The sequence below is a fragment of the Microcoleus pseudofavosus SVA1_A4 genome (assembly GCF_036700565.1).
Lineage (GTDB): Bacteria > Cyanobacteriota > Cyanobacteriia > Cyanobacteriales > Microcoleaceae > Microcoleus.
The window spans coordinates 6086-29033 of sequence record NZ_JAUBPE010000014.1; the positions used below are offsets into that span (position 1 = coordinate 6086).

At 46.7% G+C, this 22948-nt stretch carries 21 protein-coding genes; 12 read left to right on the top strand and 9 right to left on the bottom strand.

The window, feature by feature from the left end:
• The coding region (locus QUA02_RS08480) for a tetratricopeptide repeat protein (protein ID WP_333026681.1) at positions 1–748 on the top strand (748 nt) is incomplete at its 5' end.
• 168 nt (positions 749–916) lie between these two features.
• Here QUA02_RS08480 and QUA02_RS08485 read toward each other — a convergent pair.
• The 5 genes from QUA02_RS08485 to QUA02_RS08500 all read right to left on the bottom strand — a co-directional run bounded on the left by QUA02_RS08485 (position 917) and on the right by QUA02_RS08500 (position 3990).
• Positions 917–1399, bottom strand: coding sequence for a DUF6887 family protein (locus QUA02_RS08485; RefSeq protein WP_333026683.1), 483 nt, complete (start codon positions 1397–1399; stop codon positions 917–919).
• The gene (locus QUA02_RS33615) at positions 1380–1637 is read right to left on the bottom strand and encodes a DUF6888 family protein (RefSeq protein WP_445305154.1); all 258 of its coding nucleotides are present in this window, start codon (positions 1635–1637) and stop codon (positions 1380–1382) included. Before QUA02_RS33615 ends, QUA02_RS08485 begins: the two co-directional genes overlap by 20 nt.
• A gap of 69 nt (positions 1638–1706) precedes the next feature.
• Positions 1707–2075, bottom strand: coding sequence for a type II toxin-antitoxin system RelE/ParE family toxin (locus tag QUA02_RS08490; RefSeq protein WP_333026685.1), 369 nt, complete (start codon positions 2073–2075; stop codon positions 1707–1709).
• Positions 2068–2307 carry a hypothetical protein gene (locus QUA02_RS08495; protein ID WP_333026686.1) on the bottom strand — a complete coding sequence of 80 codons (240 nt, stop codon included), beginning with the start codon at positions 2305–2307 and terminating at the stop codon, positions 2068–2070. The genes QUA02_RS08490 and QUA02_RS08495 overlap by 8 nt, the downstream gene beginning before the upstream one ends.
• Before the next feature lie 174 nt (positions 2308–2481).
• Complete coding sequence (locus tag QUA02_RS08500) at positions 2482–3990, bottom strand: UbiD family decarboxylase (RefSeq protein WP_333026687.1); 1509 nt, start codon at positions 3988–3990, stop codon at positions 2482–2484.
• 111 nt (positions 3991–4101) lie between these two features.
• Between QUA02_RS08500 and QUA02_RS08505 the strand changes: the two genes are divergently transcribed.
• The 9 genes from QUA02_RS08505 to hppD all read left to right on the top strand — a co-directional run bounded on the left by QUA02_RS08505 (position 4102) and on the right by hppD (position 15052).
• Positions 4102–5274, top strand: a complete 1173-nt coding sequence (locus tag QUA02_RS08505) for an NYN domain-containing protein (protein WP_333026688.1) — start codon at positions 4102–4104, stop codon at positions 5272–5274.
• 309 nt (positions 5275–5583) lie between these two features.
• Positions 5584–6612, top strand: coding sequence for a phosphate ABC transporter substrate-binding protein PstS (gene pstS / locus QUA02_RS08510; RefSeq protein WP_333026689.1), 1029 nt, complete (start codon positions 5584–5586; stop codon positions 6610–6612).
• Positions 6613–6882: 270 nt separating this feature from the next.
• Positions 6883–7815, top strand: coding sequence for a phosphate ABC transporter permease subunit PstC (pstC, locus tag QUA02_RS08515; protein WP_333026690.1), 933 nt, complete (start codon positions 6883–6885; stop codon positions 7813–7815).
• Positions 7816–7885: 70 nt separating this feature from the next.
• The gene (gene pstA / locus QUA02_RS08520; protein ID WP_333026691.1) at positions 7886–8866 is read left to right on the top strand and encodes a phosphate ABC transporter permease PstA; all 981 of its coding nucleotides are present in this window, start codon (positions 7886–7888) and stop codon (positions 8864–8866) included.
• A gap of 56 nt (positions 8867–8922) precedes the next feature.
• Positions 8923–9774, top strand: a complete 852-nt coding sequence (pstB, locus tag QUA02_RS08525) for a phosphate ABC transporter ATP-binding protein PstB (protein ID WP_333026693.1) — start codon at positions 8923–8925, stop codon at positions 9772–9774.
• Positions 9775–10023: 249 nt separating this feature from the next.
• Complete coding sequence (locus QUA02_RS08530) at positions 10024–11295, top strand: APC family permease (protein WP_333026694.1); 1272 nt, start codon at positions 10024–10026, stop codon at positions 11293–11295.
• A gap of 42 nt (positions 11296–11337) precedes the next feature.
• Entirely contained in the window at positions 11338–12747 is a 1410-nt protein-coding gene (locus tag QUA02_RS08535; protein ID WP_333026695.1) for a PIN domain-containing protein, read from the top strand.
• A 165-nt stretch (positions 12748–12912) separates the two neighbouring features.
• Positions 12913–13620 carry an SDR family oxidoreductase gene (locus QUA02_RS08540; protein ID WP_333026697.1) on the top strand — a complete coding sequence of 236 codons (708 nt, stop codon included), beginning with the start codon at positions 12913–12915 and terminating at the stop codon, positions 13618–13620.
• Between the two features lie 367 nt (positions 13621–13987).
• Positions 13988–15052, top strand: a complete 1065-nt coding sequence (gene hppD / locus QUA02_RS08545; RefSeq protein WP_333026698.1) for a 4-hydroxyphenylpyruvate dioxygenase — start codon at positions 13988–13990, stop codon at positions 15050–15052.
• Between the two features lie 17 nt (positions 15053–15069).
• On the opposite strand, the gene QUA02_RS08550 is transcribed toward hppD, so the two are convergent.
• Together QUA02_RS08550 and QUA02_RS08555 are read right to left on the bottom strand one after the other, a co-directional pair.
• Positions 15070–15603, bottom strand: coding sequence for a GNAT family N-acetyltransferase (locus tag QUA02_RS08550; protein ID WP_333026700.1), 534 nt, complete (start codon positions 15601–15603; stop codon positions 15070–15072).
• Positions 15584–17737 (bottom strand): diguanylate cyclase domain-containing protein, encoded by a 2154-nt coding sequence (locus tag QUA02_RS08555; RefSeq protein ID WP_333026701.1) that lies wholly within the window; start codon positions 17735–17737, stop codon positions 15584–15586. The genes QUA02_RS08550 and QUA02_RS08555 overlap by 20 nt, the downstream gene beginning before the upstream one ends.
• 116 nt (positions 17738–17853) lie before the next feature.
• On the opposite strand from QUA02_RS08555, the gene QUA02_RS08560 reads away from it, so the two are divergent.
• Complete coding sequence (locus tag QUA02_RS08560; RefSeq protein WP_333026703.1) at positions 17854–18537, top strand: HAD family hydrolase; 684 nt, start codon at positions 17854–17856, stop codon at positions 18535–18537.
• A gap of 234 nt (positions 18538–18771) precedes the next feature.
• On the opposite strand, the gene QUA02_RS08565 is transcribed toward QUA02_RS08560, so the two are convergent.
• Positions 18772–19383, bottom strand: coding sequence for a CPP1-like family protein (locus tag QUA02_RS08565; RefSeq protein ID WP_333026705.1), 612 nt, complete (start codon positions 19381–19383; stop codon positions 18772–18774).
• Positions 19384–19639: 256 nt separating this feature from the next.
• Positions 19640–20518: a peptidoglycan editing factor PgeF gene (pgeF, locus tag QUA02_RS08570; RefSeq protein WP_333026706.1), complete on the bottom strand. Its 879-nt coding sequence runs from the start codon at positions 20516–20518 to the stop codon at positions 19640–19642.
• A gap of 643 nt (positions 20519–21161) precedes the next feature.
• Between pgeF and QUA02_RS08575 the strand changes: the two genes are divergently transcribed.
• Entirely contained in the window at positions 21162–22940 is a 1779-nt protein-coding gene (locus QUA02_RS08575; RefSeq protein WP_333026708.1) for a M23 family metallopeptidase, read from the top strand.
• Positions 22941–22948: the final 8 nt, after the last annotated feature.

A 22948-nucleotide genomic window follows, 5' to 3' on the forward strand; every position in this document is an offset into this window, starting at 1 on the left:
GAGTTTGAACAATCTGGCAGCGCTGTACGAGTCAATGGGACGCTACGCGGAGGCGGAACCCTTGTATGTGCGATCGCTCTCTATCAGGGAACAACAGCTTGGAGCCGACCATCCCAATACGGCAACGACTTTGAACAATCTGGCAGAGCTATACCGTGCAATGGGACGCTACTCGGAGGCAGAACCCTTGTTTGTACGATCGCTCGCTATCTGGGAACAGCAGCTCGGAGCCGACCATCCCGATACCGCAAGGAGTTTGAACAATCTGGCAGCGCTGTACGAGTCAATGGGACGCTACGCGGAGGCGGAACCCTTGTATGTGCGATCGCTCGCTATCTGGGAACAGCAGCTCGGAGCCGACCATCCCGATACCGCAAGGAGTTTGAACAATCTGGCAGCACTTTACCACTCAATGGGGTGCTACCCGGAGGCGGAACCTTTGTTAGTGCGATCGCTCTCGATTTGCGAGCAGCAGCTCGGAGCCGATCATCCCGATACGGCAAATAGTTTGAACAATCTGGCAACGCTTTATAAGGCAATGGGTCGCTACCCGGAAGCGGAGCCGCTTTACCTGAGAGCATTAGAAATCTGGTTTAACCGATTGGGAGAGAATCATCCCAACACCCAAAAAGTTTGGAGCAATTTCATTTATTGTCTCCAGAAGGCGATATCAACGGGTCAAGACTCGCAACTTTCCCAGCATCCAACAACGCAAGCAATACTGAAGCAACTTCGGGAGACGGAGTAGCTGTTGCTGCTAGAGCGATTGTTGCCAATTTCCTACAAAACTTACGCATGGGGCCCAGAAACCGGGTTTTTTCCCAGAAGACGCGTTACAGCCCGCAGATAAGGCAAAAAACCCGGTTTCTCTGACGAAGCGCATAAGTCCCGATCGCACTCAATGCGATCGCCCCCTCTAGAAATCGCCAAAATTTTCACTTCCTTTCTCGATCGCAAAAAGTGCGATCGACCCTGCCAGTCTTGATGGTAAGCTGGTGGTTGACGCTAAAAATTGGGCGATCGCCCTTATCAGAGCCTCAATTTCTTTTTCTAAGTTTTCCTGCAACTTTGCTTCTACTTCTAATTCAATTTTTGCTCTAAGTTTTTGCTCAATTTCCCGTTCTAATGTTTGGCGTAATCCATCCTCCTGTGCTTTTTCCCGTTGTTGTTGTTTTTCGCGATCGATTTCAACTCTTTTCTTAATTGCTTCCTCAGCGATGCGAATATTTTCTGCAATGGGTGCACCTTCAGCATTACACATCGGCCCGTACCATGTCGCTTTTGAATCTGGGGGATTGCGGCGACCAAAAAACACCCGAATCGCTTCATCATCATCCCGATGCGATAGGACGTAAGCTTTTAATTCGGCTCTGGTCATTTCATAAAAGTTCGGTTTCATCCAAAAACCTCCAAAGTCCATTACTAGATACGATTACTTGCAGCTCATCACTCACGAAAATATATACTTCTCTGGTTTGAGCATTAAAACGGAATAGTTGAATATCTCGGTAGTAGCTAGAGAACATCTGGCAGACGCGCAGACAGGCTTGGGCTTGTTCGTCAGTGGGATTAATCGATCGTTCCTCAATTGTGGCACAAACTTTAGGATATAATGGAATTATCCCATTTTTGCTGATAAATCAAATCACCCCCGCAATGCAGAATAGTAGACTACGCAACCTCTTCTAACTCAGGAACATATTTAGCTAAACATCTGTTTCTTCAGATTGCGTGATGAATGCTTTAATAATTTGGCGAATCTCCCCTACTTCGGTATCTTGCTGGTCAGACTTTGAGTAAATATCTAATAAAACAATCAATTCGGGCGATGAAATCCAGTAAATCAGGCGATAACCTCCACTTTTACCTTTTTGAATATTGCTATTCTTAAGCCGCACTTTCATAACCATAGAGCCAATACCAGGGATTTGATCTCCAAGAAATGCTCCTAATTGCAACTGCTCAAGGATAGGATGAAGATCGGCTTGGACTTGGCGATATTTCTTTGCTAGGGTTCTCAGTTTGCGCTGAAACTCAGGGGTTAACCGAATTTCTACCAAAGGCGTGTCAGTCAACGTCGATGCCCTCCCAAAGTTCAGAAAGGGGCAGAGTTTGTCCGGTTACAGCTTGTCGCCAGGAGGTGCGAAAGCTTTCTCCTGAAAAATCTGTGTCTGCTTCGGGCGTGATTTGGTTTTCTAGAGAATGGGTTTGTTGAATGATTGTGGATAGTGTTTTTAGGAGTTCAAGCTGCTCTGTAAATGAAAGTGACCGAGCCAGATTGATGGTTTGTTGAAGTTGCGATGTCATGGTGTATCCTCCATCTTTAATTTTTCATTTTGCATTTTTAAGCGTGAGCAACCATTCCAACATACTGAAAATCTCAGAAGTGACTAAACGTTACTCTAAGTTTATCAAAATTCCGAAAAAAAGGGAGAAATTATCACTCTCCCCTCCTCCTCTGCGCCTTTACGGTTGATTCCCCTACTTCATCTCATATCCAAACAAATTCGGATCGACTTCTCCCAAATTCAAATCGGCCAAACCATACTCAGCCCAACGCCTTTCTACCATCGCCGCCACATCCGGATCGGACTCCAAAACTTCCCCCCACTCGTGCTCCGTTTCCGGCTGCATCTTCGTAGTAGCATCAATCCCCATCCTGCCTCCCAAACCAATCTTTTCACTGGCAAAATCTAAGGTATCAAAGGGCGTATTCGGCAGAATAAATACATCCCGAACCGGATCGACTTTAGAACTAATTGCCCAAACTACTTGACGCGGGTCGCGAATGTTGATACTTTTATCGACAACAATCACAAACTTAGTGTAAGTAAACTGCGGTAATGCACTCCAAAATGCTAAAGCAGCCCGGCGCGCTTGACCGGGATATGCTTTATCAATCGAGATAATTGCCGCCTTATAACTCAGCGCTTCCATCGGTAAGAAGAAATCGACAATTTCCGATACTTGCTGCCGCAAAATAGGGGTATAAATACGGTTAAGCGCGATCGCCATCATAGCTTCTTCTTTCGGCGGCCGCCCGCTAAATGTCGTCAGATAAATCGGGTCTTTGCGGTGCGTCATGCAGTTGAATCGCACCAGCGGCGAATCTTCCACGCCCCCGTAATAACCCATGTGATCGCCGAAGGGCCCGTCGGGCAAAACTTCACCGGGGGTAATCGTTCCTTCTAACACGATTTCCGAGTCCGCCGGTACTTCCAAATCTACTGTTTTGCACTTCGCCAATTGCACGCCGGAACCGCCGTAAAGTCCGGCAAATAACCATTCGGATAAATCTACAGGAATTGGGGTTGCGGCGGCGAGAATAATCAGGGGATCGACTCCAAGGGCGATCGCAACTTCCAACTTTTTACCAGCCTGCGCCGCTTTTCGCAAGTGCCGCGCCCCGCCTCGCACCGATAACCAGTGTACAGTCATCGTGTTTTTTGACTGCAACTGCAACCTATAAACCCCCACATTCGGCGTACCCGTTTCGCAATCTTTGGTAATTACCAAACCCAGGGTGATAATTTTGCCCGCATCTCCCGGATAAGGGCGAATCATCGGGATTTTGTTCAAATCCAGCCCTTCTCCCTCAATTACTACTTGCTGACAAGCTGGGAAAAAGTCGCGGCCGGGTTTGGCCTTCACTACGTCGAACAGCACTTTGCCGAATTCTATGGCTTGGGAAATCTTTTTCGGCGGTTTTGGCTGTTGCAGCATTCCCAGTTTTTTGCCGAGCTCTTCTAGTTCGATCGGCTTTTCCATGTTCATCGCCCAGCAAACCCGCTGTTCCGTACCCAACAGGTTAATCGCAACGGGGAAATCTGCCCCTTTGACGTTTTCAAACAGCAATCCAGGGCCGCCTTTTTGCAGCATTTGGTTGGAAATTTCGGCAATTTCTAGGTCGGAATCGACTAAAGCGCTAATCCGGCGCAGTTGTCCCCGTTCTTCCAGTAGTTTGAGGAATCCCCGCAAGTCTCTTGCCATTGTGTTTAAATAAATGTTAAGTTTCTTTTACTATTATGGGGCGATCGACTGCCACAAGTTAAGCTGCGATGATAAGTTAATCGAAAATCCCCGATACTCGTTCGATAGATTGTGAAAAATCCCCGACGATCGCCCGATCGATTTCGTAAAAACGGTCGTTCTCGCAGCCAACAGTTTTATGCGCCTCAACCTAACCGCCAACAATTATTTGAGCCTTTGCTACCGCCGTCTAGCAGCAGGTGCGGGGAAGGTGCGTTAAGCGAAGCTATCCCGAAGGGAATCGCCGACAAAAGTTCAGAGTGCGATCGGGGCATAGCTATTTTGCTCCTAGACGCAGAAAACTTGAAACTTGACGTTAATGCTGAAAAATTTTTAGTCAGTTTGTATGGCTATCCCCTACAAGTTAAAATTGCTTTTGCTAACTGGAAAAAGCCTACTACGGGCAAATTGGATGCTGAACTTTACGATCGCGGTTACGAACTGATTCACGTTCCGGGCGGTTCTAACAGTGCTGACGGTAAAATGATTGCTTTTGGCGCTGCTATCTTATACCGCTATCGGGATGTAAAACAAGTTTTTGTCTGTTCTTCTGACGGTTTGTTAAATCACCTTTGCAATCAGTTGCAAAATCAGGGAGTGACTGTGTTTCGGGTGCGACGACAAAATGCTGTGTTGTCTGTAGAAAATCTTCTGACTGGTGATACTAATCACTATTCTTGCAAAAGGGAACAGGAAGTCCCTAGTTTTGAAGAATTGGCTAATCAAATTGGTGAGTTTTTGAAGGCTGAACACAAATCTATTGATGAGCGGATAGCTCGATTTTCTTGTGTGGCTGAGCTTTTTCAAGAGCGCCGTACTGTTGCTTTCACTTCTACAACTTCCCATGTAGCAGCACTGTCGGAATCAGGAGAAAACGAAGTTACCCCGGTGTCTGAAGTATCTTTTGCTTCTGTTGCTGTCAATCCAAATTTCCTAGAAATAATTCCAGATATCAATTCAAATCCTATTGAGTCGCTGGATGTTTTAAAAACTATACTGGTGGAAATAATTGAAGCTGCAAAACTTGAGTTGAAAGAGGATGCTATTCCTGTGGCAAAAATTAAAAAAGATTTTTTTGCTAAATATCACTCTCATGCTGATTTAATTGTAAAACAATTTTTGGGTAATACTTCCAGTCTAATCAAATTATTCCAGTCAGAATCTGCAGATTTTAAAGTAATATTAATCGGTAGCGAACATCAAGTGGCGATCGTGCCAAAAATTGAAAGTTCAGAAGAAGGGTAAGAATTATCAAGTGGCGCTCGCTCAACAACCATCGGCGTCAAAAATTGACTGATCTGCTGCCCTGGAATCATAGGTTGCAAAAATCGTTCATAACACCCGCAATAACTCCAATAGCTTTCGCAGTAGCTAACCGCCAATAATTTAATCTAATGTTAACCAAAATTTAAGACAAGCTTATTCTTTTATTATTTAATCTCTTATTAACCAAAATTTAAAACAAGCTTATTCTATTCAATCCCTTTCTTTGTGGATTTCAGTCTATCCTATGGAGGAGATTTGCAAAGCGGGCTATTAAGGGAGAGGAGGAGTATGAATTTTTTCACAGGACGTTGGCGACGTGGTTTTATAGTGACACTAGCAGCAGCAGCATTTTCGCTGACTTTGATTAGTTCCGCTGTAGCTGCTGTCACACTAAACGGTTCGGGAGCAACTTTTCCCAAACCACTTTACGATCGCTACTTCTCTCAGATGAGAAGTGCAAATCAAATTACTGTAAACTACGAAGGAACTGGCAGCGGTGCTGGTATCAAAGCATTAATTTCAGGCACTGTTGATTTCGCAGGCAGCGACGCGCTGATGACTTCTGCACAAATAGCTGAGGTAAAGCGCGGCGTCATGGCGGTTCCGACTGCTGGCGGTGCTGTTGCAGTTGTTTATAACTTGCCCGGAGTGAACAATCTGAGGCTAAATAACGATGCGATGAAAGGCATCTTTGAAGGCAAAATTACCCGCTGGAATGATGCTAAAATAGCCGGAATTTCTGGACAAGCTAAAGGCTTGCCAAATACTCCAATTAGAGTAGCTGTACGGGCAGACAGCAGCGGTACAACCTTTATTTTTGCTAACCACTTGCAGGCAACTGGTAGCAGCATCAAAGCTGCCGCTCAGCCGAGTTGGCCAGGAAGCCCTGTCAGCGGTCAAGGAAACCCCGGCGTAGCTGCTTTGGTCAAAAATACAGCGGGTGCGATCGGCTACGTTCAAGATACTTATGCTCGGCAAAACAATCTCCAAACAGCATTTATTCAAAATAAAGCTGGCCGGTTTGTAGATCCTAGCTTGGCTGAAGCAGAGAAAGCTTTAGCAGGGGAAACATTCCCCGCAGATTTCCGCTTAGTAGAAGGCAATCCTAACGACGGTTATCCGATTGTTGGTTTGACTTGGCTGTTAATCTACAAACAGTATCCTGCTGCGAAAGCAGAGGCTATTAAAAAGATGGTTAATTGGGTGATGACTACAGGTCAAGGTATCAACAAACAGCTAGAGTATACTACAATTCCTTCAGCTACAGCTCAAAAGGTGGTTCAAACAGTTAATCAGACTGTGGTTGCCAGAGGTTAATTTGGGCGATCGCACAGGGTTATGAGTTGATGAGTTAAATGTAGGACTCAAAACTCATAAATTATCGGGTTAATGTGCGATTGATTTACTGTGTAAGGTGCGCTGTGCGCACCCTACAAACCAGGTGCGCAGCGCGCACCCAGCCCATTAAATTACTCGTCTTGCAAGCAAATATTTCACTTTTTACGCAATAATTCCGGTATGACCAATCTTTCAAAAAACACGAAAAAACAGACTCGGCAACCGGCAGAAATAAACACAGAAGTAGATTTGACAGATACTACTGGTGAAGGTTTATGGATGGAGTCAGGATTTACACTATTTGTATGGGGTTTTGCCCTAGCGACAGCGGGTACGCTGTTTTGGATGAGTGCGGTAATTTTTAAAGATGCTTGGCCAGCTATTAGCAATTTTGGACTCTCGTTCTTGTGGAATCCCAAGTGGGATATCGGCGAGTTGCAGTTTGGGGCTTTGCCGTTTATTTACGGTACTGTAATTAGTTCTGCGATCGGCATAATCATCGCACTTCCTTTAGGGCTGTCAGTAGCTATAGTTACTAGCGAGAACTTCTTACCCGTTTGGGTGCGATCGCCCTTGGGATTCCTGGTTGAATTAATCTCGGCTATTCCCAGCGTGATAGTTGGCCTGTGGGGAATCTTTGTTTTGATTCCCTTTTTGTTGCCATTACAGCAGTCATTGTTCGATAATTTCAGTTGGTTTCCCCTGTTCAGCAGCGAACCTTTAGGCCCCGGAATGCTGCCGGCCGGAATACTGTTATCGATTATGATTTTGCCAACAGTAGCCGCCATCAGCCGCGATGTATTGATGTCAGTTCCAGTAGATTTGCGAAGTGCTTCCATGTCCCTCGGCGCCACCCGCTGGGAAACGATATTCAAGCTGTTATTGCCAGCAGCTAGTTCGGGGATTATCGGCGCCACCATATTAGCCTTGGGACGCGCTTTAGGCGAAACAATGGCCGTCACAATGGTGATTGGCAACTCGATTCAAATTAACAAATCCCTGCTAGCTCCCAGCTACTCAATTCCTGCTGTTTTGGCGAGTCAATTTCGGGAAGCTCTCGAACCGCTGCACATCGGCGCTTTGATGTATTTAGCCCTAATTTTATTTGCGATCACTTTGTTGGTAAATGCGATCGCAGTATTGCTAGTTCAACTAATCGGCGTCAAGGGATCTAAAAATTAACATGAGCGAAAGCATTTTGGTTACAAGCCCCCAGATTTATCCGCTGGATTAATCTAAAATCTAAAATCCCATGACTCAAGTAAAAAAATCAAACAGTATTCTGAATGCAGAAATCAACAATCCCCTGTCGCTAAGCCGAAAATTTTTCAGCCGGGGGATGACAGTTATCGCTTTCACTCTGACAGCTCTGGCCCTGCTCCCTTTGTTTGCTATCTTATACAAAATCCTGGGAGAAGGACTCACACATTTGAGCTGGGAAGTGCTAGTGTCTCTACCAGCACCCGTTGGAGTTGAAGACCAGCCCAACGGCTTTGCAAATGCGATTATTGGGACAGCTTTAATGGTAGGAATTGCTACGTTATTTAGTGTTCCAATCGGCGTAATGACGGGAATATTTCTGTCTGAGTTTGGTAGAGAAAACAAAGCGCTGGCTAATAGCATCCGCTTTATCACCGTCATTCTCAGCAGCGTTCCCTCGATCGTAGTTGGCGTCTTTTCCTACGCCCTAATTGTCGTTACCACCAAAGCATTTTCATCCTTAGCAGGCGGTTTTGCCCTCGGCATCATCATGCTTCCAGTTGTTGCTCTGACAACAGAACAAGCATTAAAATTAGTGCCTACTTCTTACCGCCTCGCTTCTGCTGCTTTGGGAGGCGGACGCTTTCAAACGATGTTTCGCACGATCGTACCCTCAGCACTTCCAACTATTACCACAGGTATTTTACTCGCTGCTTCCAGGGCTGCCGGCGAAACCGCACCGCTGATTGTAACAGCGTTGTCGAGTCAATTTTGGCCTCCTTTAATTGATAAATTGGGCGAGATAATGCAGTCCCCCATAGGTGCAGAAACTATCTCAAAACTCAAAGAAATTCCCGAGACACTGCTGACTCCGACTCCTTCTATGTCAGTATTAATATATAGCTACGCCAGCTCTCCCTACAAAGAGCAGAACGAATTGGCGTGGACTGCTGCCTCTGTGCTTTTGGGCATGGTTTTGATTGCTAGCGTCGCATCCCGTACAGTAACTCGGAAACGCTTGCAAAACCGATAAATCAATAACTCAAGTCCATCTCTCAGTCAAATATTAACAATATAACGAGGCAAATAATGAAACCTAAAGCTAACTTGAAAGCCGAAAACTCTACAGATAAATTCCTAGAAAATGCCGCGCCGGAAATTGACCCCCATGCAATGCCAGCATTGCGGGTTCAGGACTTGAGTTTTTATTACGGAACTCACAAAGTCTTAGAAAATTTATCGATGAATATCCCTCACCCGCAAATTACGGCGATTATTGGCCCTTCAGGTTGCGGCAAATCTACCTTTCTCAAAGCTCTAAACCGGATTGGTGAATTGGAGGGAAAAGTTAAAATTAAAGGAAGAGTAGAGTTTTTTGGACAGGATATTTACAGCCAGAAAGTCAACATTAATAGTTTGCGCCGCCAAATTGGAATGGTGTTTCAAAGACCAAATCCTTTTCCGCTGAGCATCTACGATAATATTGCTTACGGGGTGAGGATTTTTGGTCGCAAAAGCAAAGCAGAATTAGATGAAATTGTGGAATCTGCACTCAAAAGTGCGGCGCTTTGGAATGAAGTCAAAGACGATTTGAAGAAATCGGCTCAGGGGATTTCGGGGGGACAGCAGCAGCGACTTTGTATTGCTCGCGCTTTGGCTGTGCAGCCAAAAATTTTGCTGATGGATGAACCTTGTTCTGCTCTAGATCCGATTTCAACGATGAAGATTGAGGAGTTATTTCAGACGTTGCGGCAGCAGTTGACTGTTGTGATTGTGACCCACAATATGCAGCAGGCGGCTCGGGTTTCTGATTACACGGCATTTTTTAATACTGATGAAAGTCGCATCGGCCGCCTGGTTGAATTTGGGCCGACAAGTAAAATTTTTACTTCTGCGGGCAATTCGAGTACGAGAGATTACATTCAAGGCCGTTTCGGTTAATACTTACATCTTGAACCTCTTTCAGAACAGGCAAGATGCCTGTTCCACAACAGACAAATATTTTTGTGGAGCAGGCATCTTGCCAGCTATAGTTATGTCTTCAGAACAGGCAAGATGCCTGTTCCACAACAGATAAACATTTTTGTGGAGCAGGCATCTTGCCTGCTATAGTTATGTCTTCAGAACAGGCAAGATGCCTGTTCCACAACAGATAAATATTTTTTTGCAGGCATCTTGCCTGCTATAGTTATGTCTTCAAGACTGCTTAAGCGAGAGTTAGGTGTTTTCGGCGCTACTCTCATGGGCCTGGGCTCGATTCTTGGCACGGGAGTATTTGTGAGTATCGGCATTGCGGCGGAAATTGCGGGGCAGGGAGTGATTTTGGCTGTAGGTATTGCGGCTTTAGTGGCTGTTTGCAATGGTCTTAACAGCGCTCAATTAGCGGCAAATCATCCTGTTAGCGGCGGTACTTATGAATATGGCTACAAATATCTCAATCCTTGGCTCGGTTTTACAGCAGGCTGGATGTTTTTGTTGGCGAAAACGGCTTCTGCGGCTACTGCTGCTTTGGGTTTTGCGGGGTATTTTTTAAATGCAGTTGGTGTAGCCGATCGCACTTACCTGATCCTAACAGCTTTAGTCGCCGTCGCCACCCTCACTTTAATTGTATTGACGGGAATTAGGCGATCGAATATTGCCAATACTGCCATAGTCTCAGTTACACTGCTATCTTTGGCTGTGTTTATTGTTGCTGGTTTACCACAGGTAAGCTGGGAAATGCCCGCGCTACAGAATGATAGCTCGATCGGCTCCATCTTCCAGGCTACCGCCCTGATGTTTGTCGCTTATAGCGGTTACGCCCGCATCACCACAATGAGCGAGGAAGTGCGGGAACCGAGGGAAACCATTCCCAAAGCCATAATTTTCACTTTGGTACTGACAATGCTGCTTTACGTGGCGGTAGCAGTAGTGGTCGCGGGCGCGGGGGGAGTCGGTAAATTGTCTTTACAAACAGGCGGCACGACTGCACCCCTGGAAGTCATCGCCCGCAGTTTCCGAATTCCAGGAGTTTCTCAACTGCTAGCCGTCGGCGCAATTACCGCTATGTTGGGAGTCTTGCTGAACTTAATTTTAGGGCTGTCGCGCATCTGGCTGGCGATGGGGCGGCGCTTGGATATGCCGAGAGTCTTGGCGCGGCTGAATCCAGAGGGGACAACGCCTTATGTGGCTGTGGTGGTTGTGGAAGTTACGATCGCACTTTTAATTCTCCTCGGCGATGTCAAAACCACTTGGTCATTTAGCGCTTTTACCATTCTGATATATTACGCCATTACCAACCTCGCCGCGCTGCAACTTTCCCCCGCCGAAAGGCTTTATCCGCAGTGGGTGGCTTGGGTGGGTTTGGGGAATTGTCTGTTTCTGGCTTTTTGGGTGGAGAGGCAAATTTGGCTGACAGGATTGGCATTAATTGCCGCCGGTTTAATTTGGCGGGCGATCGTCCGACTCCCGGCGAGAAACTAGAAGTGTGATAAATTGAAACAGCATCCCGCATTGTAGAGGGCCATGCCCGATCGAACTCCCGAGCTTGCGACTCAAGAATCTCTCGCATTCAGCGCCATCAGTCGCTATATCGCTCAAACACTAATTACCATTCAGGAACAGCATCCCGAATGGATAACTGAAAAATATAGGAAAACCCCCTGGGCCAAACCTGATTTTCAGTCAGTTTTGATTGGAAAATTGACAAAAAGTTTTAAAGTAGCCAGCGATACAGATTCCCTGGTGCTGACAGCGAAAAAATACCTACAAATTCTGCTGGTTCCAGAATTCATTAATTCACCTCAATTCAGCAAATTATTTGCTAAAATTCAGCAGCTAGCCCAATCCCAAACAGCACCAGCTAAATCACAAAACTCAGTTTCCTCAAAGCCTCCCACTCCCACCGCAAATCAAACAAATTCGCTTCCTACCGGCATTGCTATCTTGCTGCTAGATGTCGAAAACTTGCAACTCACCATCGAAACCGAAAAATTCCTAGAAGGAATTTGCCACTATCCCATCCAAATCAAAGTCGCCTTTGCCAACTGGCGCAGCATGGGCAAAAAAGATGCCGAATTTCACCAGCGCGGCTATCAACTAATTCACGTCCCCCCCGGCAAAGACAGCGCTGACCTGAAAATGGCTACAGTCGGCGCATCGATTTTCGTACATTATCCCACAGCCAAGGAGATTTTTGTCTGTTCGTCCGATCGCGCCCTCACTCACCTCAGCAACACACTGCAAGCCCACGGATTAACCGTATTTCAAGTCCGCAAGCAAATAGATAAAATCATAGTTTTAAACAGCAAAACCGGACAAGTAGAAACCCATTCCCTCGTAACTATACCGGAAATTACACCCCTAGAACAATTAGTTATTCAGCTAAAAGAATTAATCAAAAAAGAGCAACAACGCACCTCTACTCAGTGGATAAAAATTTCTACAGTTTCAGCTTTATTTAGGGAAAATTACGGTTTAGTCCTCAATCAAGTTGTTGCCAATCATTTGCTCGGCACTAAAACCAGGGAGATATTTCTCAAATATCCGACCGAGTTTGTCATCCACAAACCCTCAGAAACTTCTCAAACTTACGTCACTCTTTTTGAAGTTAAATTGTCGCCCCCACCGCCAATACTTAGCAAAGAAAATCTGAATGCTAGCATCGCAGAACCTGCAAGCTTAACAGATATTAATTCCCTGGAAGACTTGGAAACAGCTCTTGTAAAAATAGTTGGCGACCTAACTGGCAACTCTCCTAACAATTCTGTATTTCTCTCCAATGTAGGCAGCGAATTTCACAGACAATACGGCAAGCAAATTACCCAAATAATTAAGGATTTCAATCTCGGTAGAAAGTTTCCTAAATTTTTGCAATCCTGCGATTCTCTCCAGCTAAAAAAAGTAGAAAAAGGCTGGCAAGTTTCTCTAAAATAGTCAAAAGAAGGAAGTTCGGCAACGGATTCTGTAACGGATGTAACGGATGTAACGGATATCAGGAAGAAGGAGCAATTATAAAACAACCAATTCCCCATGCCCCATTCCCCAATTCCCATAACTTGAGTTATCATACAATCTGGACGTAAAGAAATGTAAAGGGATATGCAAGACAAAGTTGTGGTTGTGGTAGGTGCAACGGGCGGCATCGGTTCAGCGGTGGCCCGCAAACTCGCCGACGCGGGTGCGACGCTGGTGCTCGCCGCCAGAAACAGCAGTAAGTTAGACGCTTTAGCTGGCGAATTGTCGGCAACAGAGGTACTATCAGTACCTACAGATATCACCGATTTGCAGCAAGTCGAGACGCTAATGCAGACAACTGTCGAACATTTTGGACAAATTGATGCTCTCATAAACGCCGCCGGTGCGGGAATTCTCAAGCAGTGGAACAAGTTAGAACCCGCTGATTTAGATGCGATGCTTGACTTGAACTTGAAAGGCAGTTTTTACACATCTCAAGCAGCGGCGAATGTGATGAAAGACCGCAAATCCGGCCACATCTGCAATGTCATCGGGATTTTGGGCAAGCATTCGATGGCGATGGGAACGGCTTATTGCGCTTCAAAGTTTGGAGTAGTTGGTTTCAGCAAGTGCATGGCCGATGAGTTGCGGCGCTACGGTGTTAAGTTTACGTTATTCTATTTTGGCGGGGTGGATTCTCCGTTTTGGGATAATGTGAGTTTGAAGGTAGACAGGTCAAAAATGCTGAGTACCGAAACTGCTGCAAATGCAATTATGTTTGCTCTTTCTGCTGACCCGCAAGCTGTGCCGATGGAGATTAATATTCAGCCGGAAAGTCATTTGTTCTTTTAGCGATTCAGGAGTGATTGGAACGCAGGAAAGAGAAGGTGCCGCAAGCTGAAGGCAAGACAAATTATGACCTTTTCAGGTTTGAGAACTTGCGCCGAACATCTATATGTAAGACTTCATACACACCGCACCTTACCGCTTGGCGAAGCACTCACGGTCAAACCCAAGTTATCGCAGATACCGGGTTTGTTTTAAATGCCGATGTATTTCTGCCTTCAGAGGGAGTTAGGATATTCAATTTTTACCTTATTATTAACTGGGTACACGAAAAATACATGAAAAATATCCTTTCCTCAATCCCTTCCTTGCAGTTTCGCACTGAAAATCTGCAGATTTTCCATTTTTCAGTTTCCATTTTCAATTATTGATTATGGAGTTCGATCGCATTCACTTTTACACAGAAGATGCAGTAAAGTTGCGGGACTGGTTTGTCAGCAAATTAGGCTTTCGAGCAACAGCAGAGTATCCAAACAGCCACACTCACATTGAAGTTGTGAACAGTGGCAATATCTGTTTTGTTTTGTCTTCTCCCCTGACACCAGCTAGTCCCGTTGCTAGTTGGTTGAAATTGCATCCTCCTGGTATTGCCGATGTCGGTTTCCGGGTTAAAAATATTGAACTAGCAATGGCTAGAGCAGCCGCCCAGGGCGCTAAAGTTCTCGCACCGATTGAAGAAGGTCTAAACCAAAGAGGCTGTTTTAAGTGGGCAAAAATTGCTGGCTGGGGAGATTTAAGCCACACGCTGATCGAGGGAATCGGCGAGAATCCACTGCCGCCAAATTCCGCTCATCTCCAGTTGTTCAGCAAGATTGACCACGTAGTTTTAAATGTGGAATCGGGCGATTTGGAAGTTGCGGTTAATTGGTATCAAAAAATATTAGGTTTTCAGACTGAGCAAAATTTTGACATTCAAACTGACAAATCAGCTTTGCGTAGCCGAGTTATGATTCACTCGGAAGGTGGGGTGCAGTTGCCTATTAACGAATCGGCATCCCCTAATTCTCAAATTCAAGAGTTTTTGGATGCAAATCGGGGGCCGGGAATTCAGCACATGGCTTTGCAAACTGCTGATATTGTAGGGGTTGTTGCCGATTTGCGATCGCGCGGTTTGCCTTTTCTGCCGGTTCCTCCAACATATTACTCCGAATTGCAGCAGCGGCAAAACTATGTGCCTGCAGATTGGCAAGCAATTGCAGCTTGTCAAGTTTTGGCAGATTGGCAAGAAGAGACTCCCGCAGCGATGCTGCTGCAAATCTTTACCCAGCCAATTTTTGCAGAACCGACTTTCTTTTTCGAGATTATTGAGCGCCGAGTTACTTTGGTTAACGGCAAACAGGTGCAAGCTGGAGGTTTTGGGGCTGGGAATTTTCGGGCTTTGTTTGAGGCAATAGAACGGGAACAAATGAAGAGGGGAAGTTTGATCGATGATGAATAAAACTTCCACTTTTTAGGTCATGCGGGCGTATCGAGCAGCATTGTTATATCCGTCCACCCGTAAGCAATTTCCTTGAGTAGAACTCCTGCTCTATTTGTTTGCTGTTCGTCCACTTTCTTACCTCCCAAAATCTCATAAAATCTACAGGCTGAATTATCTCTCAAAACCCAAACTAACATCGAATTTAAGTTTAATTGAGCCAGTTTTGCTGCAACTGTTACCACGAGTTTTCGTCCGATTCCTTGATGCTGATATTCCTGCAAAATATAGAGCGCAAATAATTCTCCTTTATGAATATATTTGTTAGTTCGTTCGTAGCCGCCCGCAGCAAAGCCAACAATTTGTCCGAGTTCATTCTCAGCAACGCACACAAAATCTTCACTTTTTTCTGCGTTTACGAGGATTTCTCGCCAATTGCTTTCTCGCTTTTCATAGGATAACTGTGCGAGGTAATCTGCTGGTACGATTTTTCGGTAAGCTGTCCGCCAAGTGTCTACATTAACCCGTGCAATTGCGCGTGCGTCAGCGATTTTAGCTTCTCTCACAATCATCAGAAAATACTCCTTTCCCGCCCTGAAATTCTCTCTTCGAGTCTAGGCAAACTATGCGATCGCGTCCTTCTAGTTTAGCTCGATACAGCGCGCGATCGGCCTCTCCAATTAACCCCTCAATCGATAAACCAGCAGCAGGCACAGCATTAGCGACCCCGATACTGAGAGTTACAAACTCACTTACCTTGGAAGCAGCGTGAAAAATTCCCGCAGCTTTCAAATCGGTGCGAATAAATTCAGCTACCTGCATGGCTCCTCTAGCATCAGTCTGCGGCAAAATTACTGCAAATTCTTCGCCACCGTAGCGGGCAGCTACATCCCCTCCCCGCCGAGCATTTCGAGCTAAAATCTCAGCTACTGCTTTTAAGCATTCGTCACCTCCTTGATGTCCGTAAGTATCGTTGTAAAGTTTGAAAAAATCGATATCGCACAAAATTAAAGAAAGTGGCTGCTTCTCTCTAGCCAGCCGTCGCCATTCCGACTCCATTGTTTTGTCAAAACAGCGGCGGTTGGCAATCTTAGTCAAACCATCTACAGACGCGATCCGCTGCAATTCCCGGTTAGCCGTTTCTAACTCTAATTTAGCCTGTTCTAAATCTAAATTATTCTGAGCCAATTCTTCACTTTGCCGTTTTTCCTGTTCGTACAAAATGCGGATTGAAGCTTCAGCTTCCTGTAATTCTTTCTCTGCATATTTGCGCCTGATAAATTCTCCCAATTGGGAACCGATAGTAGCCATGATTTGAAGTAAATCTCGATCCGGCGGCAGTTGTTCTTGGCAGAAAAAAGTCATTACTCCGACAACTTGGCCGCTAGCGTGAATCGGAAAGGCAAAGGCAGAGTGCAGTCCCACTTGCTTAGCTAAGTGCGATCGCACGAATTTGCTATCTTTAACTATATCGGTAATCCACTGCGGAGAACCGCTCTGCCAAACCGCTCCCGGCAAACCCACGCCCGAAGCAAAAATAATCTGCTCGCCACTTTCTAGAAAATTGCCAACTTCAGCTATTCCTTGCCAAAACCCCACCCGGCGCAAAGCAGGAGTTTCCGCAACTGGATAGCAAAATTCCAGGGCGGAAAAACTCTCGTGTTTTTCTGACCTTTTTTCTGGATAAAATCTAGCTTCTTTATCATTTGTAACTGGCGTCCAAAGTTCCCCGACATCCCACTCCAAACTTTCGCAGATAGCTTGCAAAATTTTCTGAGTAATGTTATCAAGAGAAGTCGATTCAGACAAGATTGTAGTGACAGCATACTGTGCTTTTTGGCTATTTTTTAGGCGCTGTTCCTTGGTAATATCCCTACCAATGTAGACCAAATCTTGTGCAACGTAGCTATCTGCCTGCTTGCTTTTTATGCTTGTATCCATAGTAGAGCAGGAAAAAGCCAGAGTTAACTTTAAACCTTTTTTAGTGTGACAAACTACTTTTATCTGATGCCAATATTCGCTTTTAATTGCCGGAGGTAGCTGGCTGAATTGACGCAATAATTCTGCGTCAGCAGTAATCGTAGATAGGGATTTGTTAATTAATTCATCTGCACTATATCCAAATAATATTTCCGTAGCGAGATTTACTTTTTTGATTTTTCCCGATGCCGTTGTTACTAACAAAGCGTCACTTATAGAGTTGATGATTTTATAAATATAATCGTGAGCTGTAGCTAAGGAATTTGCGATGATACTGTTCTCATTGGCTGCCTGAAGTATGCTTTGACGCTCGGCAACGCTGCTTGTTACATTTTCGCAAAAAAGCACTAAATTTTCGATTCTTTGGAGTTCTTTATATCCAAAAATATATAAATCAAAATATAAATAAGAACCGTCCTCTAAAACCCTCGTACTAGCTTTTAACTGAAAGCTTTGCACCCGTTCTTCAATAATATTGGTGAGAATTTCTTCAATTCCTATCAATTCTGGAAAACCAGCGCGCACATCTTTTCCTTGTGCAACTTGATCGGGATTATCGGCAAATTGTTGCACTTTCAAAGATGTTTCTTGAATCTTAAGTTCCCGATCGATTACCACATATTCAAGCCGACGCAAGGATAACAGCTTATTCAGAAGAACGTGAATGCTTCTCTGGCTGCTCTGTATGCTTAATGTGGGAAGCATTTCGTCGTTATGGTAGAGCATCGCTTTTGGTTAACTGGTAAGGTTAGTTTTTATGTCAAGTTTTGTAGAGGCGCTGTCACCTTTTAAGTGATACAGTATAAAACAATTTGTATAAAAGCTGAAAAATACTCTGCTAAATGCTGAGACTTATTACCGACTTTGACGGCCCGATCATGGACGTGTCCGATCGCTATTACCGAGTTTACCAGGAGTGTCTGGCAAGGACTCAACGCGAGGGGCAAGCAGTGCGCGAATTACCGAAAGCCGAGTTTTGGGACATGAAGCGCGCGCGGGTTCCCGAAACCGAAATCGGCATCCTCTCAGGATTAGACGCAGCCCAAGCCCGCGAATTTGCCCAGAAACGCCGTCAAACCGTCCATACGTTCCCCTACCTGATGTACGATCGACCAGTCCCCAGCGCTCTGGAAACCCTCGAAAAGGTGCAGCGCGCTGGAGTAGACTTAGCGGTGATGACCATGCGCCGCGTCAGGGAACTGGACGAAGCCTTCAACCGCTGCAATTTAGGGCATTTTTTCCCAGAAAACCGCCGCTATTGCCTCCCCAACGATTACGTCAAAACCGGGGATGTCAAAGATAAACCCCTGCTGATGGCAAAAGCTCTCGCCGAAATGCCGCCGGCTTCTGACCTTTGGATGGTGGGGGATACGGAGGCAGATATTATAGCAGCAAAAACGCACGGTGTCAAGGTAATTGGTGTTTTGTGCGGAATTCGCGATCGCACCCAACTAGAAATGCACCAACCGGATTTAATTGCTAACAATTTGAGCGAAGCAGTTGAGATTATTTTAGATAGTCAGTAGTCAGTTATCAGTTGTCAGTAGTCAACAGTCATCAATCATTAGTCAACCATCAACAGCCATTAGTTATTGGTAATTGGTAATTGTTAATTTTTAATTGGTAATTTTTAATTGGTAATTAGTAATTGGTAACAATCAACTAACTACTAACACCTAAAATCTACGAACCAACCAATAACAATTAACCAATAACAATAATTAACCACTGCCAACTGTCAACTGCCAACTGTCAACTGACTATCGCAGAAAACCGCTAACCAGCCACAGAATTAAAAACGCAAACAAAGCGATAAATTTCTCTGTTGTTATAAATGCCGTACTGACCAAAGGGCCCAAAAGGCCTCCCAGCACCAAGCCTATAACCAAGCCAGCCACAGTCAGCAGCACAGCCCGACCAAATTTTTGTTCCTTGCGATTAACAAAATAAAGACAAGAGCCGACCCCAAGAGCCAGAGTCAACTGTAGTAAAGAATCATTAGCCGCCGGATAAATACTCAGTCCGCCTAACCCCACATACACTCCAGCCGGCCACAAAATGTCCGCTCGACTAGGAGTATCGATCAGCCGCTGCAACCAAGCAGGGCTGCCCGACGGAGCAGAGGGAGTAAAGTTTGGGGGTGCGGGAGTCAGCCGCTCGGGAAAGCGGATGCGTTCGGGTACTTTAATTTTACCTTCCTGTCGCTGGCGCAGGCGATCCATGAGGATCGCGTCATAAGCAACTTCGATCGATTCCAAACGTTTCTTGTCACCGCTGTACTGCTCGGCTAGACGGGTGCGGGCCTCTTGCACTTCATCAAAGGAAGCATCTTCATCGACTTCAAGCAGTTGATAGGGAGTTGGCTCACTCATTGTAATAACCCGCTGAAGACTCTCGTTATAGAGCAATCTTAACAAGAGAGGAAAGCGGGGCGGGGGCTGGGCCGCTTTCCCAAAAGTTTTGCTGCTAGTTTTTAGTGCTTTTTGACAGGAACCAGCAAACCTTACGAGGGTAGAAGCTAGAAAGTAGAAGGCATTCGGAAATCAAAATTCCTCAATCCAAAGATTTTTATTTAGATTGTTATTTTTAGAGCAGGCAATCTAAAATTTTACCTTGTGCCGAATGCCTTCAGCAGGGACTTGTCCCGCAGGCGCTCACAATTCCCGACCACTGGACTTTTTTAAGTCGATCGCGGCGGTAGGAAAAAAAGCGAGCCGAGTCAGAATAAGTACAGAAAGGAGCGATCGCCAGTTGAGAAAGATCGATTCCCAACTGCTGCAATTGCAGAGCATTGCAGAGGCGAACATCCAAGCGTACTTTTCCCGGTTCAGGATCGGCCGATACAGGCGTTACCGGCAGTTGGTGCAAAAACTCTAGAATGCCGTCGGCTGTCGCACTAACGGCACTCTTGGGAGCAATCGTGGCTCCCAGTTCCGCAGCCACTTCCACAGATACCTGGTAAACCTTTCCAGCGATCGCCGGCCCCATAGCAATCTTCAGATTTTCTCTTTTACTGCCTTGCGCCACAAGTTGAGCGATCGCCTCTGGTAATATCTTAGCAGCAGTCCCGCGCCAACCCGCGTGAACTGCCGCAACCAGTCCAGTACGATCGTCAGCAATCAGCACCGGCACGCAGTCTGCCGAGCAAACCCAAAGCGCCTCCAACTCCCGCACAGCCACCAAGCCATCAGCCGACTCATAGCTTTGGGGCGGGGTTTCCGGGCCGCGAGCCACAACCGGGGGCAACTCAGTGGTGTTGAGTACCGCATTGCCGTGTACCTGCTGGAGGCGGTAAACCCGGGCTCCGGGTTCGAGAACTTCCGTCAGCTCGATCGGCCCCCGCGGCGAGAAATCGCGCGTAAAAAAGCCGTGAGACCACCGGTCGAGCAAGCTGCAAGTCAAATAGGGCAAGCCTTCCCAGCTTTGCCACTGCCAACCGGTTCCGTCAGCTTGTCCGGCGCATTCAGAGTCGGGAAAATTTGTCAAGCGATCGCCAGCTACAGTCATGAAACCCATCCATCCCCAAGCGAATCATTTGTTTTGTATTGTAAACAATCAAGAATGAAAGCCGACTGAGTTTAAACTCACATCTTGCACCATTCTCAAGAACGGGATCTCCGGCCCGTTCCACAAAAGATAAATTTTCTCGCTTCACAGGCCGGAGAGCCTGTTCATAAAAGGTTAATTGAGAATGGTGCAACATATGCGTTTAAATGGACGATCGGCTTTCATCAAAAAATCGCGCTGAAGGAGGCCGTTTGTTTAAGGACGACCAACGCCCGAAATTTGGCATAACCCGATCGCAAAAATTCGGCAAATAATTAACATAGACGAACACCAAAGCGCTATCATCAGTTTGGCGCTCGCAGGCTCCTGAGCCAGTGCAATCGAGATCGAAAAAACCAGGGCATCGATCGAAGGCTCGACGCAGTGGCATTCAACCTTGTTCGATGCGCCAAAAAAAATTGCCTCAAGCCCGGTAAAATCATTTAGGGCTGTAATAAAGACAAGGATTGCAATACATTTCGATCCTGACCGAAAATAATTTGGTCACAACCCCGGATTCATCGTAGAGCGAGAAAAAGCTCCTCGCTCCCGATCGCCAGCCCCCGGATTTATCAGTGGGGTAAAATCTAAAATCTAAAATCGATTGACTTCGATCTCCTTGCGCCCCCTGTTGAGTTGGGAAAAAAAAATCGTGAAACCACTTCCAGACAAGCAAATAACAGCCCATTTGAACACCAAACAGCAAAAAAAGAACCCTACAGGCGCCCGGACTCGATCGCGCCTTTTGTCCGAGCGCTCACTGCTGGTGGGACTGGGTTGCCTTGCCAGTCTGGGACTGCTCAGCAAAGGCATAGTGTGGGCCCAAGCCGAAACTCCGCCAGCAGAACAAGCCGTCCCCAGCGCCGCAGACCTCCAGCCATTATTTGAAGTTCCTATCCCGCCCCCGGAACCCGAATTCAGCCAAGGGTCGCCAGAACCAGACCCTGCACCGCAGGCAGAAGTTCCGCCGCCCGAGCCGGAGTACGCCAGCGAAGCACCTCCCACCCAATATTATCTGCCGGAACCCGCGCTGATTCCCCTGCCAGAAGCAACGGCCCAGGAGCCGCCTTTTGAAGCGCCAGTTAACCCAGCCCACGCTGAAACCGACCAAACAGACTACAGCGTTGGCGCGACAGGCGGCTACGAAGCGCCAACAACAATAGAGTTTGCAGAACGATCGACCGGCTGCGAAGGCGGTTCGTGCGCGCCCCCTGCTGTTTCCGAGCCGGTGACGGCAGATGCAGGAGAACCCAACTACAGCCCGGAAACTCCGATCGCAGGCAACTCCTACATTGCACCTCCTCCTCCTCATCGAAATCTACCAGAAAGCTTTCCCGGGAATGCTCCGACCCTTCCGGGCAATGTTCGGGAAACTGTTGCCGGAAATAGTAGCCCGAATGCTGTCAGTAAAGTCGGTGAAGCCGTTCAACAAATAGGCAGCCAGCTTTGGGGGGGTTCAAACCCGCCGGAATCTGCTTACGCACCCCCCGGATACTCGGCTAACCCCGGATACTCGGCAGACGCTGGATACTCGGCTAACCCCGGATACTCGGCAGACGCTGGATACTCGGCTAACCCTGCATCTTACGGCGGCGGCGCTCCAGCGCCCAGCATGGGACTCGGGCCGATTCAAGTCGGTGCGATTAGTGTCAGCAGCGACAGCAATACAGGTTTTGCTTACTACAATCTCACGCCGCGTCCCGCAGGCTTGCCCGGAAATGGCAACAAAAGCTTGCTGTTTCCGCTATCTATTGCTGCGGAAATTACTTCGCCGTTTGGCTGGCGGACTCATCCGGTTATGGGCTACGGCAGGTTTCACACCGGAACTGACTTGGGAGCCCCGCTGGGAACCCCCGTACTGGCCGCCTATGCGGGTCAAGTGGCGATCGCCGATTGGTTGGGCGGCTACGGTTTGACGGTAGTCCTCAACCACAAAAAGTCTCAGGAAACTCTCTACGGCCACCTTTCGGAACTGTTTGTGAAACCGGGAGAGTGGGTGAAACAGGGAGAGACGATCGGCCGCGTCGGCAGTACGGGAATGTCTACAGGGCCTCACCTCCACTTCGAGGTTCGGCAAATGACTGACCAGGGTTGGGTGGCGATCGACCCGGGCTCTCAGCTAGAATTCGCTCTGGCAAGAATGGTCGGCACTTTGGAAACCGCCAAAGTACCGCAAATGCCGAAAATGGTGGAAATACAAACCGCTAGCGGACTCAAGGATTTAGAAAACGATCTGCCCCAGCTTCCACCTCTGCCGCTGGGAATGGACATCGAAGTTCACAACCTCCAGCCGCCATTCCCGGAACTGTTAAAAGCTGACACTTCTAAGCCCAAAGATGCCGAAGCAGTCAAACCCAAAACTCAGAAGCAAGCTAGCAGGTAAAACTTGGG